The 17,258-nt window shown below is 50.5% G+C and carries 15 protein-coding genes; 11 read left to right on the top strand and 4 right to left on the bottom strand.

Translation table 11 applies throughout. The features are described from left to right. Window positions 1–218 precede the first annotated feature (218 nt). The 10 genes from OXN25_19370 (at window position 219) to OXN25_19325 (ending at window position 12,229) form a co-directional block, all read left to right on the top strand. Complete coding sequence (locus tag OXN25_19370; GenBank protein MDE0427018.1) at window positions 219–1,220, top strand: sugar phosphate isomerase/epimerase; 1,002 nt, start codon at window positions 219–221, stop codon at window positions 1,218–1,220. Window positions 1,221–1,362: 142 nt separating this feature from the next. Beyond that, a complete protein-coding gene (locus OXN25_19365) occupies window positions 1,363–2,460 on the top strand; it encodes an oligogalacturonate lyase family protein (GenBank protein MDE0427017.1) in 1,098 nt (365 codons plus the stop codon). A gap of 218 nt (window positions 2,461–2,678) precedes the next feature. Then, window positions 2,679–4,070: a beta/gamma crystallin-related protein gene (locus OXN25_19360; GenBank protein MDE0427016.1), complete on the top strand. Its 1,392-nt coding sequence runs from the start codon at window positions 2,679–2,681 to the stop codon at window positions 4,068–4,070. Window positions 4,071–4,096: 26 nt separating this feature from the next. Further along, a complete protein-coding gene (locus OXN25_19355) occupies window positions 4,097–4,972 on the top strand; it encodes a LamG domain-containing protein (GenBank protein ID MDE0427015.1) in 876 nt (291 codons plus the stop codon). A gap of 112 nt (window positions 4,973–5,084) precedes the next feature. Beyond that, window positions 5,085–6,092, top strand: a complete 1,008-nt coding sequence (locus tag OXN25_19350; protein ID MDE0427014.1) for a Gfo/Idh/MocA family oxidoreductase — start codon at window positions 5,085–5,087, stop codon at window positions 6,090–6,092. A gap of 286 nt (window positions 6,093–6,378) precedes the next feature. Further along, complete coding sequence (locus tag OXN25_19345; protein MDE0427013.1) at window positions 6,379–7,317, top strand: mannonate dehydratase; 939 nt, start codon at window positions 6,379–6,381, stop codon at window positions 7,315–7,317. Window positions 7,318–7,329: 12 nt separating this feature from the next. Continuing rightward, window positions 7,330–8,340: a GNAT family N-acetyltransferase gene (locus OXN25_19340; protein ID MDE0427012.1), complete on the top strand. Its 1,011-nt coding sequence runs from the start codon at window positions 7,330–7,332 to the stop codon at window positions 8,338–8,340. A 143-nt stretch (window positions 8,341–8,483) separates the two neighbouring features. Continuing rightward, the gene (locus OXN25_19335; protein MDE0427011.1) at window positions 8,484–9,842 is read left to right on the top strand and encodes a sulfatase; all 1,359 of its coding nucleotides are present in this window, start codon (window positions 8,484–8,486) and stop codon (window positions 9,840–9,842) included. A 27-nt stretch (window positions 9,843–9,869) separates the two neighbouring features. Further along, a complete protein-coding gene (locus OXN25_19330; protein ID MDE0427010.1) occupies window positions 9,870–10,670 on the top strand; it encodes a phytanoyl-CoA dioxygenase family protein in 801 nt (266 codons plus the stop codon). A gap of 185 nt (window positions 10,671–10,855) precedes the next feature. Beyond that, window positions 10,856–12,229 carry an alkaline phosphatase family protein gene (locus OXN25_19325; protein ID MDE0427009.1) on the top strand — a complete coding sequence of 458 codons (1,374 nt, stop codon included), beginning with the start codon at window positions 10,856–10,858 and terminating at the stop codon, window positions 12,227–12,229. On the opposite strand, the gene OXN25_19320 is transcribed toward OXN25_19325, so the two are convergent. Further along, entirely contained in the window at window positions 12,226–13,140 is a 915-nt protein-coding gene (locus OXN25_19320; protein MDE0427008.1) for a P1 family peptidase, read from the bottom strand. The two genes, OXN25_19325 and OXN25_19320, sit on opposite strands and share 4 nt — an antisense overlap. Window positions 13,141–13,298: 158 nt before the next feature. Between OXN25_19320 and OXN25_19315 the strand changes: the two genes are divergently transcribed. Further along, window positions 13,299–14,492: a DegT/DnrJ/EryC1/StrS family aminotransferase gene (locus tag OXN25_19315; protein MDE0427007.1), complete on the top strand. Its 1,194-nt coding sequence runs from the start codon at window positions 13,299–13,301 to the stop codon at window positions 14,490–14,492. 114 nt (window positions 14,493–14,606) lie between these two features. Here OXN25_19315 and OXN25_19310 read toward each other — a convergent pair whose 3' ends face one another. The 3 genes from OXN25_19310 to OXN25_19300 all read right to left on the bottom strand — a co-directional run. Continuing rightward, window positions 14,607–15,437 carry a hypothetical protein gene (locus tag OXN25_19310; GenBank protein MDE0427006.1) on the bottom strand — a complete coding sequence of 277 codons (831 nt, stop codon included), beginning with the start codon at window positions 15,435–15,437 and terminating at the stop codon, window positions 14,607–14,609. Window positions 15,438–15,499: 62 nt separating this feature from the next. Next, entirely contained in the window at window positions 15,500–16,993 is a 1,494-nt protein-coding gene (locus OXN25_19305) for a protein-disulfide reductase DsbD family protein (GenBank protein ID MDE0427005.1), read from the bottom strand. A gap of 2 nt (window positions 16,994–16,995) precedes the next feature. Beyond that, window positions 16,996–17,258: hypothetical protein (locus OXN25_19300; protein ID MDE0427004.1), on the bottom strand; the 263-nt coding region annotated here is incomplete at its 5' end.

Below are 17,258 nucleotides of genomic sequence, written 5' to 3'. Positions count from 1 at the left end.
ATTAACTTTCGTATAACTTTCAACCATTCATAGCACTTACTCGCTATGAGTTCAAAATTAAAAACAGGACTTACGCACAACACAGATATTGATGGATGAAAGGAGGGAACGCACCGAAGAATGGGACCTCTCCCACGTTTCCACCCTTCCATTCTTCCAATTCTACAAGCAAAAATCGGATTTTGCGTAAGTCCTAAATATGAAGGAGCAACACTATTATGGCAAGACCTGTAACACTCTTTACAGGCCAATGGGCAGATTTAACGTTAGAAGAATTAGCAGAAAAAGCAAGCGGATGGGGCTACGACGGCTTAGAACTCGCCTGCTGGGGCGACCACTTTGAAGTCGATAAAGCACTCTCAGACGACAGTTACTGTCAAGGGAGACACGATTTACTCGCGAAATATGGACTAAAGGTCTGGTCAATCAGCAACCACCTTGTCGGACAAGCCGTCTGCGACAACATCGACAGCAGGCATCAAGGGATTTTGTCAGAAGCGATTTGGGGCGATGGGGACCCCGCAGGTGTTCAAGAACGTGCCGCCGGAGAGATGAAGAACACAGCGCGCGCCGCCGCGAAACTCGGCGTGGGCGTTGTCAACGGCTTTACGGGTAGCTCGATATGGCATCTTCTCTACTCCTTTCCACCAAATGATCCCGCACAAATTGACGCAGGTTTTGAAGATTTCGCCAACCGCTGGAACCCGATTTTTGATGTTTTTGATGAAGTCGGTGTCAAGTTCGGACTCGAAGTTCATCCGACTGAAATCGCCTTTGACATCGTTACTGCGGAACGCGCAATTGAGGCAGTCAACGGCAGAGAAGCCTTCGGATTCAACTACGATCCAAGCCATCTCGGCTATCAAGGCGTTGATTACGTCGCTTTCCTCGAACGGTTAAGTCATCGGATCTACCACGTCCACATGAAGGATGTCTGGTGGGCAGACACACCAAGGTTGTCTGGAGTGTTTGGTGGACACTTGAACTTTGGTGATGCCCGAAGAAACTGGGATTTCCGTTCCATTGGTCGCGGGAACATCAATTTTGAAGAGATTATCCGCGCCTTGAACCACATGGAATATGACGGCCCCCTCTCCATCGAGTGGGAAGACAGTGGTATGGATCGCGAACACGGTGCCCGTGAGTCCTGTGGTGCTGTTAAAGGCTACGATTTTGAACCGTCTGCCGTGGCTTTTGATGCCGCATTTGAGGATTCTTAAACGATTGCTTCTGAGCTGCCTTTCCGTTGTCAAGGCAGATGTCCAATAGTTAAAAGACCACTCATAACCCAAAGTAGGTTCTTTAACAATTTTAGACCGATGCCGACAACGGAGGCATCGCCCAGATTCGATAGTTAAAAAAATGGCAAAAGGCAGCGTTTACCCTTCTGAATCTCGAAGCTTTTACGACCGATGTACAGGGACGCATATCCGGCAAATAACAACTGCGTCTGCGCTGCACCACCATCCGTTTTTTATCATACCCGCCTATGATAATGCGATGCAACGGATGATTTTTATTTCATATCGAACCGGAACCGCACAGATATTCGCAGAAGAACGCGCCACAGGTGAACTCCGTCAATTGACAGATAGACCCGACATCAGCGAATGGTCGGTGCATCCGGGACGAAACGGCAAAGCCGTCTTTTTTACAGCAGCCACAAGCGGTTGGCGACTCGATCTGGAGACCCTTGAGGAACGAGAACTCGTTGACTTCACTGCAACGACGCTGCGTGAAGAAGGTATGGTCGCCGCTGCGATGGGGACAACCTCTGTGAGCCACGATGATCGGTGGTGGGCTGTTAGGTTCAACGTCGGCAAGGAATCCGTACTCGCTATCGTAGACACGGATACCGGTGAGCACAATATCATCTTACACAGAGACAACATTGGACATCTCCAATTCTGTCCTGATGATGCCAACCTGCTCTACTACGCCGGTCCTCTTACCGATCGGGTGTGGGTCATTCATCGAGATGGGAGCGGAAATCGCCGCCTTTACAAACAAAACGTTGAAAAGAAGGAGTGGATTACCCACGAAACATGGATTCCGGGGACGCGCGAACTCGCCTTTGTTGACTGGCCCCACGGGGTCCGATGCGTCAATGTTGATACAGGCATAGAACGACAGGTAACAACAGTCAATGCTTGGCACGCCATCAGCAATCACACCGGCACACGCATGGTAGCAGATACGAACTTCCCGGATATCGGCATCCAAATTTTTGACGCTCGTGACGGGGTCGGTAAACCGGAGACGTTATGCTATCCGGGTGCTTCATCTATCGGTGAACATTGGAACGGACCTTTTCCTTACACAGCAGGCCCAATTCCGGTATATGCGCCGCAGCATACACATCCACACCCGTCTTTCAGTCCCGACGGGAAGTATGTGGTATTTACATCTGATCGAAGCGGATACGCCCAAATCTACGAGGCAACAATCAGTAACACATGAAAACAAATAGATACACGACACTACTTAGCGCACAAGGGTTGAATCTAAAATATAAACGATACGTAGGAATCATCTCCAAATCACGACTTCCTACAAAGTCAGCGCAAGCAAAACTTGAAAATAGTTATCAGTTGATTGCTGACTGCTATAACGCTGACCGCTGAAGGCTGACTGCTATGACGCTGACTGCTGACAGCCACTAAAAATAGGAGTAAAAAATGCCAATTGTCATACCGCGCCTGGTTGTCGAGGTGTTCCAGCATACAAACTTCCGCGGCAGAATGGGGTATGTTGTAGAACCCGTTCCCTTTACGCGAGATATTGGATTTCAAGATAATATATCTTCTGTTCGCGTTTATAAGGGACCCAATTTCTCGTCGAACCCGAACTATAAGGTTATCCTCTACCAGCATCGTCACTTCCGCGGTCAGAAGTTAGCACTCGGTCCAGGGTTTTATCCGAATCTACACGATGTTGCTTACAACTTCGCAGACAGAATCTCATCGATCAACTTCGGCTCCAGTTTAGAGGTCGTTGGACCCGAATGGGGGACGGTCCCCATGATTGTAGACTGTTATGAGCACACTAACTTCCGCGGCAGAAAAATCACAATCTTACGCGACATCGCCAATTTACGAGATGCGCAAGGTCGAACTTGGTTTGAAGACCGTATTTCGTCAATCCGCATTTTTAAAGGACCAGACTTCCCACCAGACGGCGCAGATGTCGTCTTTTACGAACACCCTGAATTTGAAGGGCAAAGCCTAATGATTCGTATGGAACCCTCAGAGTATAAAAAAGAACTCCCAAACCTACATTTACTCCCTCAGAATTTCGGAGACTCTATCTCTGCCATTAAGATTGAAGGGTGGGCATCCTCTGGCGAATTCACGGAGATGGTGTTTGAAGACGAGTTCATTGGCAACCGTATGCGTCCAGAATGGCGATGGGAAGATCCAAAAGGCGGCGGCGCATGGGCAGAACGCCAAGGTTACCTCGAAATGCGAACGGATCCCGGGCAAGACCTCTGGCACGGTCCAGATGGCAATAGCGGTGATATGAGTGCCCCACGGCTCCTTATGGAAGTGCCTGGAGACTTTGCCGTTGAAACCCGCATGCGAATCACGCCGCAGCTCAGAGAACATGGGGGGATACTGATATGGAAAAATCCAAACAGGTTCCTCCGTTTAGAAAAGACCTCGGGGCCCCATGCTTTCAGAGGCGATGTCCGATTTGAACGCCACGTTAACCGCGTTCTCCATCTCCGTGGAAGGAGTAGGGGACTCAGGAACGTCCGAGAGCTCTTCTTACGGATGGAGCGGAGAGGTAACCAATTTTCCGCTTTCGCCAGTGAGGACGGCATTCAGTGGAAAAGTTGCGGCCAAACAAACGTCGGCATGGGCAGGTCGGTGCATGTCGGACTCCATGCACTCTGTCCGGGGAACATCCCGCGGACCCTAACCCGTTTCGACTTTTTCCGAGTCTTCAAACGGAGACACGAGGTCGCCGAATACCGACCCGTTGTCTCTGAGCAGTACGGTCAAATCTCTGACGAAGAACGTGAACGTCGAAGAGACGACCGACGGGAACGCGCCATGCGCGACCTATAACCAACAACCGATACAAGGAGGACATCATGTTTGGAAAAGATAGCACCCGTTACCAACAGAGATATTTTGTAAACGTCCTGCGATTTTTCACAATAACCTGCCTCCTGCTAACCTGCTTCGTGTGGAATGTACAACCTGTTGACGCGATTATCGGGGCAGTCGAGGACGGTTTAGTCGCTTACTGGACTTTTGACAAGGACACCGTAAAGATAAAAACAGAAGCAGTAGATCTCTTATCAGGATTAGCTGCCGCTGTCCACGGGGACCCCGAACTCGCACCCGCTTCGGATTGCAAAGTCGGCGAGTGTATCCTTTTCGATGGGAGTGTCGACCGATTCCTCGTAGAAGATTCAACACCACCCACAATTGATCGCGATTGGGAAGAAATTAGCCTTGAGTGCTGGGTCTATATCAACGCCTTAGATGATAGTTGGAACCGAATTATCTCACTCGACGACATGCCTTCCAATACCGCAGTGGCAAGCCTCTATTATGATGACGATGACAACCAGCACGGCTTTTTCATTCGGGCAGGTGGTCAGTCAACACAAGCCGCAAAAGACAACGTGTTGGAAGACATTCCGCTTGAGGAATGGTTGCACCTCACTGGCACCTACGACGGTTCAACCGTTCACTACTACGTAAATGGGAAATTAGAGAAAAAGTACGCCATGAAGGGTGGGAAACTTCCCAAAGGTGGACTGCTTCTCGGTATCGGCGACCGCTCTGATGGCTGCGATTGCGATACGATTCAGGGATACATCGATGAATTCCGTATCTACGACCGAGTCCTGACTTCAGCAGAGGTCGAAAACAACATGAAAGCGACCGGACTCGATGTGAGTCCTTCTGCAGACCATCTCAGCGTCACATGGGGACATATAAAGGCGAGACGGAGATAGTCGGAGGGATTGGAAGGTCTTAGATTGGAAGATTGGAAGCCGAAGTCATCCATACTTCCAACCTTCCACACTTCCATCCAAACACTAACGAACCGCAAGGAAAATTAAAATCATGGAAACAATTGGAGTTGGTGTTATCGGTTGCGGCGGTATGGGCAGAAGCCTCGCTACCAGCGCACACGCCGTCGAAGGGATAGAGGTTATCTGCGTCAGCGATCTGCAAGAAACCTTGGCAGAAAAACTATCTGCAGACCTCAATGCATCCTACACGTTGGATTACCACGAACTACTTGCCAATGATCGGATTCAAGCAGTGCTGATAGCGTCGCCACCTTTTATGCACGCACGGATGGCAGTCGATGCCGCGAATGCTGGCAAACACGTCTTTTCCGAGAAACCGATGGCACCGACGCTTCCCGATTGCGACGCGATGCTCGCCGCTGCGGAAGATAACAGTGTCAAACTCACGATCGGCTTGGTGTGTCGTTATCACGCGACGCATTCCAAAGTGCGTGAGATTGTCCAAAGCGGTGAACTCGGCGCGCCTGTCTGTATGATGGTACATCGGATCGGAGGACCCTGGCGTGGCGGCGGAAGCTATGTTCCGTGGCGATTAGAACGCGCAAAGTCCGGTGGAAGTCTCATGGAAATCAATGCCCATGAAATCGACTTCATGCGCTGGACCTGTGGTGATGTTAACGCCGTCTATGCCGCGGGGGGGCAGTACGTCCAGAAAGAGAGCGATTATCCCGACGTTGTACTGGCTTCCTTGAATTTTGAAAGCGGCGCGGTAGGTCTGCTCCATTCCAGTCACGTTTCCGCGGTTGGTGGATACGGCGGCCGTGTCGATTGCGAAGGCGGTTCCATCTATTTCCCACAGACTTGGGGGAGTGATGCAACTATCCAGATCAAACCCTTTGAAGGTGAAGGACGACAGATCAAAATTTCAGACATTGAAGTGCCACCACCCGTTCAAGAGGAGATTCGTGTCTTTGTGGATGCAATCCGCAACGATACACCACCGCCGATCACAGGGTTAGACGGTCGCGCCGCAGTCGAAATCGCATTAGCAGCATACCAATCCGTTGAGAGCGGACGACCCGTTCCATTGCCTCTTTAATGATAAACTAAAGTTTGGACAATATCGTGTCGCGTATGAGTTGAGTTTCTAAGGGATTGTGTTTTTTCTACGAGTTCCTGACACGAACGCAATCCACCGAAAAAGAAACTCAGATGCATCAAAAGGCAGCCCCCGGTGAATGCCACACGCGCATTCATACCGTTGATTCCGGGGCGGAATGTTTATAGAAATGCAATACGCCCACCTCTTTAGCCCCAGCGGGGCGAAATGTGTGTTCCCCTAAAAATTGTCCAAAGTTTAGTAATGGAAAAGGAAAGTTAAAAAAATGAAAATTTCAGTCTGGGATGGTGGACTTTCAGAGAGCTACCTCAAACAGGTCACACAACTCGGTGCAGATTGCATCGACTTCGGAAGCGGAAACGCTTTCCCTGGGGTCGACGAACAGGGGTACCCCGACTTATATGAGGTTCTGAAAATCAAAAAACGGATACGCGCGTGGGGTCTCGACATCAATCGCGTGACGCTTCCGAATATCACAGAAAAATTTATGACCGGACAACCCGACGGCGAAAAAGAACTCGAAAACACGTGCAACGCGCTGCGAGTCTTCGCTGAAGCGGGAGTGCCTATCGCACGCCAGCGGTTCTGGGGAGATACGTTCGATTATCTCATGACGCGCTATTCCTCGGTTCACAGAGGCGGTTATACGTCCCGCGGTGAGAGCCGTGCTGCGACCAAAAACCCGCCGCCGACACCCACAATGGAGGCACTTGACGAATGGTGGAAACGGTTCAGTGAAATCTACGGCGCGCTCGTTCCTATCGCCGATGAACTTGACATCAAACTCGCTATCCATCCATCAGACGTACCGAACCCAGACACGCCGTTAGGGGGTCTCGGTTTTCATCGTGTTATCGATGCCTTCCCAAGCAGAAATGTCGGCTATCTTTACTGCTGTGGTACCCGCGCTGAAGCCGGAGGCAGTGCCATCGTCCTCGACGAACTCAACAACTACGGACGCAAAGGACGCATCTTCATGGTTCACTTGCGGAACGTCCGTGGCAGTCTCGCAACAGCCGGTGCGTTTGAGGAAGTCCTCCTTGATGACGGCGATATGAACGTCTTCAAAATCATCCAAGAACTCCAAAAGGTCGGGTTCGACGGATGCATCAATGCCGATCATATTCCGAAATTAGAAGGTGATGTCGGATTAGCCTATTCCGTCGGCTACATCAAGGCACTCTTCGCCGCATTGGTGGCATAATCTCACAGGCTTGTGTACACGATAGAACCTCTTACCCATCGGAATCAGGACGAGTGGGACGCGATTATACAGCAGTGTTCAAATACGACTGCCTTCCAAAGCCTTGCGTGGCGAAATGCATTAGATAGTGCCTTCAAACAACTCACACCGGTCTATCTGCTCATCAAAGAAGCAGATTCCGTGATAGGCGGAATACCCGCGTTTGTATTTCAACCAATACCGGGTATCCGTCTCTGGCAGTCGATGCCGTGGAACCTGTCCGGAGGCATCCATCTGATGAATTCAGTAGATGTGAACCCTGAGACACTCGTAAGGTCGATTGAGACAGCAGCACTGAAGAACGGATGGTGTGAGATTCGCTGGACGCTAACGCCAGAACACACCGCAACTTATGGGAGTTATTTCACCAAGGCAGGCTACGAGTGTACACACCACTTCACGCATCTCTTGAAAACGAGCGAGGATGTTGATACCCTCTGGCACGCCTACAACAAGCGGGTGCGAGGCGCGGTCCGAAAGGCAGAAAAATCTGGTGTCGAGGTTACGGATACGAACAGCGAAGCGGCGTTATCCACATTCTACGAAATGTATCTCATGACCGTCCGACGGTTAGGCGGAACGCCGAAGCCGCGTTCGCTTATGCAGGTGCTGCTCCAGCAAAAAGTCGCTAAACTCGCTGTTGCCACGTATCGCGGAACGATTATCGCAGGACTGCTCTACTTGCGCTTCAACAAGACTGTGACGTTGTGGTGTGAGGCATCCGTGCCAGCATTCTTGAAATACCGTCCGAATAATGCAATTTTTCACTATATCATCACACAGACGTGCCATGAAAAGGACGAGTGGGTAGATTTCGGCGCATCGCCACGAGAAAATAAAGGACTCATTGCGCACAAGGAACAGTATCGTGCTGTTCGGACAGATTTCGCCAGCTATACAAAGGTAATTTCTCCGCTGAAGCGGCGACTGTGGACCCAAAGTGAAGGCACACTTCGCCAAATTTACACATGGATGCAAGCGTAGGAATAGTAATCAGCCGTTAGGTTGCTTTGCTTTTAACATTAAGGAAAGTTTTAAAAAGCGTGCATATCTTTAATTGCGTTGGGATTCACCAGAAACCATCGTGAAACGAAGTGGAACGATGCCCAGGAGCAATAAATAAAAAAATGGAAAACATACGTAAACCTAATCTCATCTTTGTTTTCGGTGACCAACACCGCCAGTGCGACGTTGGTTGTGCAGGCAACCCGCAAGTACAGACCCCTGCGATGGATCAACTCGCACAAGATGGAATGTTCTTTCCCAACACCTTCACCAACGTCCCGATATGTGTGCCTGCGCGTGGATGCCTCATGACGGGCAAATACCCGTTGAATCACAAAGCCGTCTCCAACGATCTACCACTCCCTTTGACAGAAACCGGCATCGCCGAGATCTTCAGAGACGCAGGGTACGCAACCGGTTATATCGGCAAATGGCATCTCGGTGGCATGCCGAGAGACAAGTTCATTACACCCGAGATGCGGTTCGGTTTCAACGACTGGATCGGATGGAACTGCCACCACAACTATTTCAACGCGCCCTACCACGATTCTGACGGCAATCAGATGCAGATTGACGGCTACGAACCCGAATTCCAGACCGATAAAGCGATTGAATATTGCCGTCAGCACGTTGATGAACCTTTTTGTCTCTACATGAGTTGGGGACCGCCACATAACCCTTATGAGCATGTACCGGAACGCTACAAGGCAATGTATCCACCAGAGGATATCCAGTTACGACCGAACGCCGTAGATACACCCGCGACTCGCGAAGATATTTCTGGCTACTATGCACACACCACTGCCCTTGATGAAAATCTTGGACGTCTGATGGCTGCCCTCGACGAAATGGGTATTGCTGAAGACACAATCCTCGTCTACACGTCCGACCATGGCGATATGCTCGGAAGCCACGGACACGTCAGAAAAGAGCGTCCATGGGAGGAATCCGCCCGCATTCCTTTTATGATCCGTTGGCCCCGTAAAATCCCTGCAGGCGTTACCCGCGACACCTTGCTCAGCCTCGTCGATTTCATGCCGTCAATGCTTTCTCTGTGTGACCTACCGATTCCAGAAGCGGTCGAAGGTATTGACCTCTCGGACGCAATGCTCGGTAAGGCAATTGACGAACCGCAGTCTGTGTTCCTTGGTGTCCCATTGCACGGAAGCGAAGGTTTTAACTTCGGCATTCGCGAGTGGCGCGGGGTCCGAACGCATCGCCACACCTACGCACGCCATTACGACGGAACGGGATGGCTCCTCTACGATAACGACAATGACCCGTATCAGTTGAACAACCTCATTAACAACGAAGATTCACAAGACCTTCGGACAGAACTTGAAGCCGAACTTCAAGCGTGGCTCACTCGGGTAAACGATCCATTCTTGCCGGGAGTGGAACACATCCGACAACTCGGCTTATCGGAGTTGTGGAACATTAGCGAACAACGGTTTGGTGGAAGAAACCCACGCTGGGCATAAATTTCTAATTAGAGGAGGTATCAACCCATGACTGATGAAGAAAAATTTCGATTTGACTTAACCGGATTCCTCGTGCGTCCCGCGATCCTTGCACGCGATGAAATAGATGCGATCGTTGATCAGCTCGACCGAATACATCACGACAAAGAGTCCTTACCACCGGAACACCGTGCTGTACCCGGTGGACCCGCGAGCGTCTTAATTGATCATCCCAAAGTCCTCGAAGTTCTACACGAAATCATCGGACCCGAGGTCCGGTTAGAGAGCTGCTTCTCTGTCTGGCGTGAAAAAGGACGGCGGCACGGTGAACTCCACGGTGGTGGCCCCAGACAGGCGGATCCGATCTTCGGGTATCGCGTCAACAACGGACAGATCCACGCTGGCATGGTACGCGTCGTCTTTGAACTGACAGATATTTCCAAAAACGATGGGGCGACACACTTTATCGCAGGTAGCCACAAATCCAACTTCCCGATGCATCCCGATCACATGTCCTTAGAGGACGGGAAGCGGAGTCCGTTCCTGATGGGTTACGAATGCCCCGCTGGCAGTGCAATCTTCTTCACGGAGAACCTCTGTCACGCCGGTCCCGTGTGGCAACGGGAGACCCCACGTGTGGCAGTGCTAAACGCTTATGCGCACCTCGCGACCCACTGGCACCGTCTACGGATTCCGCCTGCAGTGCTGTCCGCTTTACCGCGTGAAAAGCAGGCGTACTTCCGTGAACCGTGGGTTGCCGATTTCCGTACGCGTCCGGCAACGAGAAATACCGTTGAGCGGTTCCTTAACAACGACGAACCACCTGTTAATACCGATCACAAACCGTGATTTATATAGGACTTACGCAGTCCCACTTGCAGGTAGGAGTCTGTCACATCTAAACTGACAGGTAGTTCGTAGTAGGGCAATTCATTGCCCGTTTCTGACGTGCGATAAATCGCACTACTACGAACTGGGGTTTCCTCATCACTTGAAAGTTGACAGAACAGTAGGTTATAGCAAAGCGTAAAAGAATGAAAAAACGCGTTCTTATTATCGGTTGGGATTGTGCCGCACCCGAACTCGTCTTTGAGGCATTCAAAGACGACATGCCCAACACGCGTCGCCTGATGGCAGAAGGCATCTACGGCGAACTGGAAAGCACGATCCCACCTATTACTGTGCCGGCGTGGATGTGTATGATGACGAGCCGAGACCCGGGTGAACTCGGTGTCTACGGGTTTCGCAATCGCAAGGATTATTCCTACGATTCCCTAACCATCGCCAATTCTCACGCCGTCCAAGTCCCTACCCTCTGGGATTTCTTAGGAAAAGCGAAAAAGAAATCCGTCGTTTTGGGAGTTCCTCTCACCTACCCCGCCAGACCCTTTCAAGGGTGGATGGTCACCAGTTTCCTCACACCCAACCGCAATGCCCACTGGACCTTTCCGAGACGACTGACGCGGGAAATTAATCAAGTCGCCAGCGATTATATGATTGACATCCCCAATTTCCGGACCGATCGGCGTGCCGAATTGGAACAACAACTCCTCAAAATGACCGCCGAACGCTTCAAACTCGCACGCCATCTGCTGGTGTCCAAAGATTGGGATTTCTTCACGATGGTTGAAATGGGGTCTGACCGGCTCCACCACGCTTTCTGGCGGTTTTGGGATAAAACACATCGGGAGTACGAACCGAATTCCCCGTTTTCGGAGACGATGCGGAACTATTATCGCACCCTCGACGCTGAACTCGGAAAAACGTTAGCATGCGTTGATGACGACACTACTATAATGGTCGTCTCTGATCACGGCGCAAAACGGATGGACGGCGGTATCTGTGTCAACGAATGGCTCAGACAGCACGGATATCTGACGCTTAAAACCGAACCACAAGGGATTACAAGGTGGTCGGCAGATTTAGTAGATTGGAAGAACACAAAGGCGTGGGGAGAAGGCGGATATTACGCACGCATCTTTATAAACGTTGAAGGTAGAGAACCCCACGGAACCGTCAGTCCTCAAGATTACGAAAGCGTTCGCGACGAATTGAAGGCGCAACTCGAAGCAATTGTAGATGCGACAGGACAAAACATCAATACGCGTGTTTTCAAACCCGAAGAGGTATATCGGGAATGCCGAAACATTCCACCCGATCTCATCGTCTACTTCGGCAATCTCTTTTGGCGTTCAGTCGGAAGCGTCGGATACAACAGCATCTATACCTATGAGAATGACACCGGTCCCGACGACTGCAACCACGCAGAGACGGGTATGTTTATTCTCAAAAATGGGGAACAAGCGCGTGGACAGGTGCCTCCGAAGCATCTATACGATATTGCCCCAACAGTCCTAAAGGAATTCAGTATGGACATCCCAGAGGCAATGCACGGACAACCGATTTAGGCAGTCACGGCGTTAACAATCGCCCCTGCGACGACTTCCGCAGCCAAAATGCCGACAGTATTCACGCTGCTCCCAGTGTGCGATCCCGTGGCGAGGGCAAAAAGTGTGTCGCCATCAAACATCGTATGCGCTGGACGAATCGCACGCGCCATGCCATCGTGCGCCATCTCTGCAACCCGATTCACTTCCGCGGGGGTAAGCGTCGCATTCGTCGCCACAACGCCAATAGTCGTGTTTGTTCCTCGAACTATATTATTCGCAGCTAACAGCCGTTCAGTGATGTCCACGAAATTGCCGTTTTCCGTCCCGCCTGCGAGGATTTCTCCTGTTGTCGGATCCACAACATTCCCAAGTGCGTTGACAACTGCAATCGCAGCGACAATCAACCCGGAATCAAGACGGACACACGCCGAACCCACACCCCCCGGAGAAGACGTAACCCCCGGAGCCTTGCCGACCGTTGCACCCGTGCCTGCCCCAATAGCACCCATCGCCACAGGTGCATCGGTAGCATTCAAGCACGCCTGATACCCCATTGCTCGATCAGGACGGACTTCCGCATCACCAACACTCAAGTCGAAAATAACGGCAGCCGGAACAATCGGCACACGAACGGAACCTGCGGGGAACCCAACGTTTTGTTCCTCAAGATACTGGACAACACCACCCGCAGCATCTAAGCCAAAAGCACTTCCGCCTGTGAGTAACACCGCGTATGCTTTTTGAACTAAGCGTCCGGAACGCAGTGCTTCTGTTTCGCGTGTGCCGGGTGCAGCACCCCGCACATCAACACCTGCTGTTGCACCTGCTGGGCAGAGGATAACGGTGCAACCCGTCCGAGCAGTTGTATTCGTGACATGACCGACCGTAATGCCTTCAATCGCAGTGAGGGTTTGGTTCGTTGATTGCATAGCTTCCGAAGTGAATTAAGGTTTCTGAAAACAACTATAACCGATTCTGAGCAAATCTACAAGAAGAAAGCATGCTCATATCAAATTGACAAAAAAGGAATGAGGTGTTAAAATCCAAACTACCCATAACACCAACGCATAAGTCGGGGGACAGAAACATGGAAACCAAGTTAGCAATCAACGGGGGTGAACCTGTTGTAAAAGGGAGTTTGGGGAAGAGCTGGCCCATTTTTGATGAAACCGAAGAGAACGCACTATTGGAAACCTTGCGGAGCGGTGCGTGGAACCGACGCGAGAAAGTTGATGAAGTCGGTGAGAAGTTCGCGGCGTTTCAGGATGCAAAATACGGGATTCCACTCGCAAACGGGACTGTGGCGTTACAATGCGCCCTAAAGGCTGCAGGCGTTAGTGCGGGCGATGAAGTTATCGTTCCGGCACTCACATTTGTGGCAACCGGAACATCGGCTGTCTGCGTCAATGCCGTGCCGGTGATTGTTGACATTGATCCGCTCACATACAACATCGCACCTGACGCTATTGAAAAAGCGATCACCCCGCGAACACGGGCAATTATTCCGGTGCATAACGGCGGCTATCCCGCCGACATGGACGCGATTATGGAAATTGCTGATAGGCACAACCTCAAAGTGATTGAGGACTGCGCACATGCACACGGTTCACAGTGGCGTGGAAAAGGGATGGGTTCCATCGGACACCTCGGTGCGTTCAGCTTCCAGATGGGAAAGACACTCACCTGTGGTGAAGGTGGAATGGTGCTGACAAATGACGAATCTCTTGCAGAAAGCGCGGGACGCTTCGCGCAGCTGAACATGCGGATGAACAACTTCCAAGCCACACTCTTACTGAGTCAATTGGAGCGGTTTGAAGAACAGATAGAGACGCGCGAACGCAACATAGCCTATCTTTCCAAAGGTATGGAGGCGATAGACGGGGTTCATCCGATTCCGCGCGACGCACGCGTCACGCGATGGTGTTTCTATTATTGGGACTTCCGATTCGTATCTGAGGAGTTCGGTGGTATCTCACGCAATCGGTTTCTGGAGGCACTCCGAGCGGAAGGCGTTTCATGTGGGGTTGGTGCGCACGGCGAACCTATCTATAACGAAGGTCCGTTCGGGAACCCAGAACTGTTCGACCAACTCGGTCTACCCCGCAAATACCTCGGGGAACAAGCGATTGATTACAGCACGCTCAACTGTCCGAATGCAGAGCAGGTCTATCGGGAAGAGGTCTGTAGTTTCACACACGCTATGTTTCTGGGGGATACTGACGATATGCAGTCTATTTTAGATGCGTTTCAGAAGATTCGGACGCATGTTGATGAACTGTAATAGGGACGAGGGGATTTGGTCTTTAAATAGACCGGATTTAGTCTGGGAATAGACTAAATCCGGTCCCTGTATTACATTTCCATTCCTTCTTATTACATTCCTCGCCCCTACAGACTATCGATAACCGTCCTTTACGCTCGCCCAAGTCGTTGAGAGTTTGTCTGCGGGATCGACAGCAAAGGTGCCAGAGATGTTTTGATTAATCTCCGCTTCTGTGAGTGCTTTATCATACGCTCGAACAATCGCAAACGAACCGTTGAAAGTCCGACGACGTTCATCGAAAGAATTAGCACCGATCGAGATGTCATTTATCGGTAACCCTTTATCAAACTCAAAACCGGCTTGTTTGCTGACCTCTTTGCCGTCTTGATACGCCACGATTGAGTCCCCGCTCGTTCCGACAACGGCTATCCACGTCCATTCACCTTGATTAAGCACGAGATTAAGCGGTTGAACCCCCTGCTTAGCACCCTTGGCGTGGATAGAGGCATCCAAATTCTGACCACCGACTATCCAAAGCCGAATTCCCTGTTTGCCTTCTCTTGGACTGTTCTGGAAACCGGCGAAGTGGTGCTCTTCCACAAAGAAATCCCCATTACGCCTACAGAGGAATTCCAACGTCCAGTCCTCAAAAAACAGCGGTGTATTTTTCTGTGGTGGTCCGCCAAAGGTTGAATGCGACTCCTTGGCTGTGTAATATTTCACGTTCGGCTGGTCGATACCGAGTGCCGGAATTTTAATCGTCCCTTCTTCGAGTTCTGGCGCGTTATCTGCAGGAAGCAACTCCCCGCCTTCGGTACCGAGGTTCTCCCAAGCATCTGGATGGGCAGGATTGTCAGCAGCATTGAGATAGAGCACAGGGTCTGGAACGATATTGGCAAATGCGATAACACTTGTCATCGCTAAGAAAAAAATTGTGGTGTAAATCGAGATAACAATTTTCATTGTAGGTCTCCTTGCGTTAAGTTTGTTCTATTATACCTAAAAAAACGCGTGTGTCAAATTTTTTATCTATTAGATAACTTTAGCGGAACCTCTAACGTCTGCGGCAACAAACACTCCGTCTCGTTACAAGGTTGGTAGGTGAGTTTCAGTATGATTGGCACGGTTCTGTCAAGGAGTGTTCTCGGTTTTTGTTTTACCTGAAGTGGGATTGTAAGACTTCCTTCGTAAACGTTCAAAGACTCATCACTAAATTCAAAGCGCGCAGATCTACCTTTGGGATACGCCACCTCAACAATCTCCACCGGTGCATCCGTATCCACTGCAAGGGTCGTCGGAATTAAGTTTTCTTGACCTGTCGGATTCGCGTTAACATGCCAACCTGCAGTGATTTTGAGGTGAAGCGCAACGTTGAATATTCTACCTTTCTCTGTTTTAACTTCAGCAGCTGTAGTCACAAGCGATAGCGTTTCGGAATCAGTCCCTTCTTCTAACATTAAATAGTGATTAAGTGCAAAAAGCATATACATGAAAGACGAGGGTGCCTGCGATATAGACTCAGCAAAGGTCCGCAACGTTCTTTCAGCATAGTTCTGATAATCCGTCCCGAACACCAAAAGATTTTCGACAGCGACAGCATTGCCAGACGGAATCGCGGAGTCAAAGGGCTTTTTGGTTCGCACAATCAGGTGTTTCGCATCTGCTTTCGTGTAATAGAAACCTCCATTTTTACCATCCCAAAACAGTGGAATCATCGTATCCGTGAGTGTTTTGGCTGCGTTAAACCACTGCTCCTCACCCGTAGCCCGATGCAGTGCGATCAGACCTTTAACAAAAAAGGCATAGTCATCAAGATACGCATCCTGCTTTGTAACACCAGCGGTATAGGTATGCCACAATTCTCCGTCAGGCTTTCTCAGCGTATCAAGAATAAACAGTGCGGCTTTTGTGGCAGCAGCGAGATAGCGTTCTTCACCAAGCACCTCGTAACCGTAAGCGAGGACATCTATCATCAAACCGTTCCAGTTGACAATAATCTTTGTATCCAACAACGGATATTCCCGTTTCGCGCGTGCCACCAAGAGTTCCTCTCGCGCAGATGCTACCGACTTCAGATCCGCCTCAGCAGCCGGTCCTTCAGGAACGTAGAGAACGTTCTTCCCTTCAAAATTAGGACCCTTATCCACACCGTAAACCGTGGCAAAACGTTCCGCCGCTTTCTTACCGAGAACCTTCTGAATCTCATCCGCAGTCCAGACGTAATACTTCCCCTCTTCAGCATCCGTCTCAGCGTCCAATGCTGAATAGAACCCACCTTCAGGTGCAGTCATCTCTCGGAAAACGAAACCGAAAATCTCCTCAGCAACGCGTCGATAGCGCGGTTCTTGTGTGAGTTGATAGGCGCGGAGATAGATTTTCGCCAATTGTGCGTTGTCGTAAAGCATCTTCTCAAAGTGTGGGACAAGCCACTTCGCGTCCACGGAATACCGGTGAAAACCGCCGCCAATTTGGTCATACATTCCACCGTAAGCCATCATATCCAGCGTGTGCGTCGCCATGTTCAACAACGATTCACTTTCCGTGGAAGGGGTTTCCCTCGATTCTCTCTGATACGAACCATCTCTTGTAGGAGGGGTTTGTAACCCCGACCCTCTTTGATACGAACCATCTCCTGTAGGAGGGGTTTGTAACCCCGACCCTCTTTGATACGAACCATCTCCTGTAGGAGGGGTTTGTAACCCCGACCCTCTTTGATACGAACCATCTCCTGTAGGAGGGGTTTGTAACCCCGACCCTCTTTGATACGAACCATCTCCTGTAGGA

It is taken from the genome of Candidatus Poribacteria bacterium (genome assembly GCA_028820845.1).
In the GTDB taxonomy this organism is placed as follows: Bacteria; Poribacteria; WGA-4E; order WGA-4E; family WGA-3G; genus WGA-3G.
Note: the sequence above shows the minus strand (reverse complement) of the source record. Positions and strands in the feature narration are given on the sequence as shown.

What these genes read in the sequence shown, in the direction of transcription:
- OXN25_19370 (MDE0427018.1), top strand. Translation starts at nt 219, where the DNA reads ATGGCAAGACCTGTAACACTCTTTACAGGCCAATGGGCAGATTTAACG.
- OXN25_19365 (MDE0427017.1), top strand. Translation starts at nt 1,363, where the DNA reads ATGGCAAAAGGCAGCGTTTACCCTTCTGAATCTCGAAGCTTTTACGAC.
- OXN25_19360 (MDE0427016.1), top strand. Translation starts at nt 2,679, where the DNA reads ATGCCAATTGTCATACCGCGCCTGGTTGTCGAGGTGTTCCAGCATACA.
- OXN25_19355 (MDE0427015.1), top strand. Translation starts at nt 4,097, where the DNA reads ATGTTTGGAAAAGATAGCACCCGTTACCAACAGAGATATTTTGTAAAC.
- OXN25_19350 (MDE0427014.1), top strand. Translation starts at nt 5,085, where the DNA reads ATGGAAACAATTGGAGTTGGTGTTATCGGTTGCGGCGGTATGGGCAGA.
- OXN25_19345 (MDE0427013.1), top strand. Translation starts at nt 6,379, where the DNA reads ATGAAAATTTCAGTCTGGGATGGTGGACTTTCAGAGAGCTACCTCAAA.
- OXN25_19335 (MDE0427011.1), top strand. Translation starts at nt 8,484, where the DNA reads ATGGAAAACATACGTAAACCTAATCTCATCTTTGTTTTCGGTGACCAA.
- OXN25_19330 (MDE0427010.1), top strand. Translation starts at nt 9,870, where the DNA reads ATGACTGATGAAGAAAAATTTCGATTTGACTTAACCGGATTCCTCGTG.
- OXN25_19325 (MDE0427009.1), top strand. Translation starts at nt 10,856, where the DNA reads ATGAAAAAACGCGTTCTTATTATCGGTTGGGATTGTGCCGCACCCGAA.
- OXN25_19320 (MDE0427008.1), bottom strand. Translation starts at nt 13,140, where the DNA reads ATGCAATCAACGAACCAAACCCTCACTGCGATTGAAGGCATTACGGTC.
- OXN25_19315 (MDE0427007.1), top strand. Translation starts at nt 13,299, where the DNA reads ATGGAAACCAAGTTAGCAATCAACGGGGGTGAACCTGTTGTAAAAGGG.
- OXN25_19310 (MDE0427006.1), bottom strand. Translation starts at nt 15,437, where the DNA reads ATGAAAATTGTTATCTCGATTTACACCACAATTTTTTTCTTAGCGATG.
- OXN25_19305 (MDE0427005.1), bottom strand. Translation starts at nt 16,993, where the DNA reads ATGGCGACGCACACGCTGGATATGATGGCTTACGGTGGAATGTATGAC.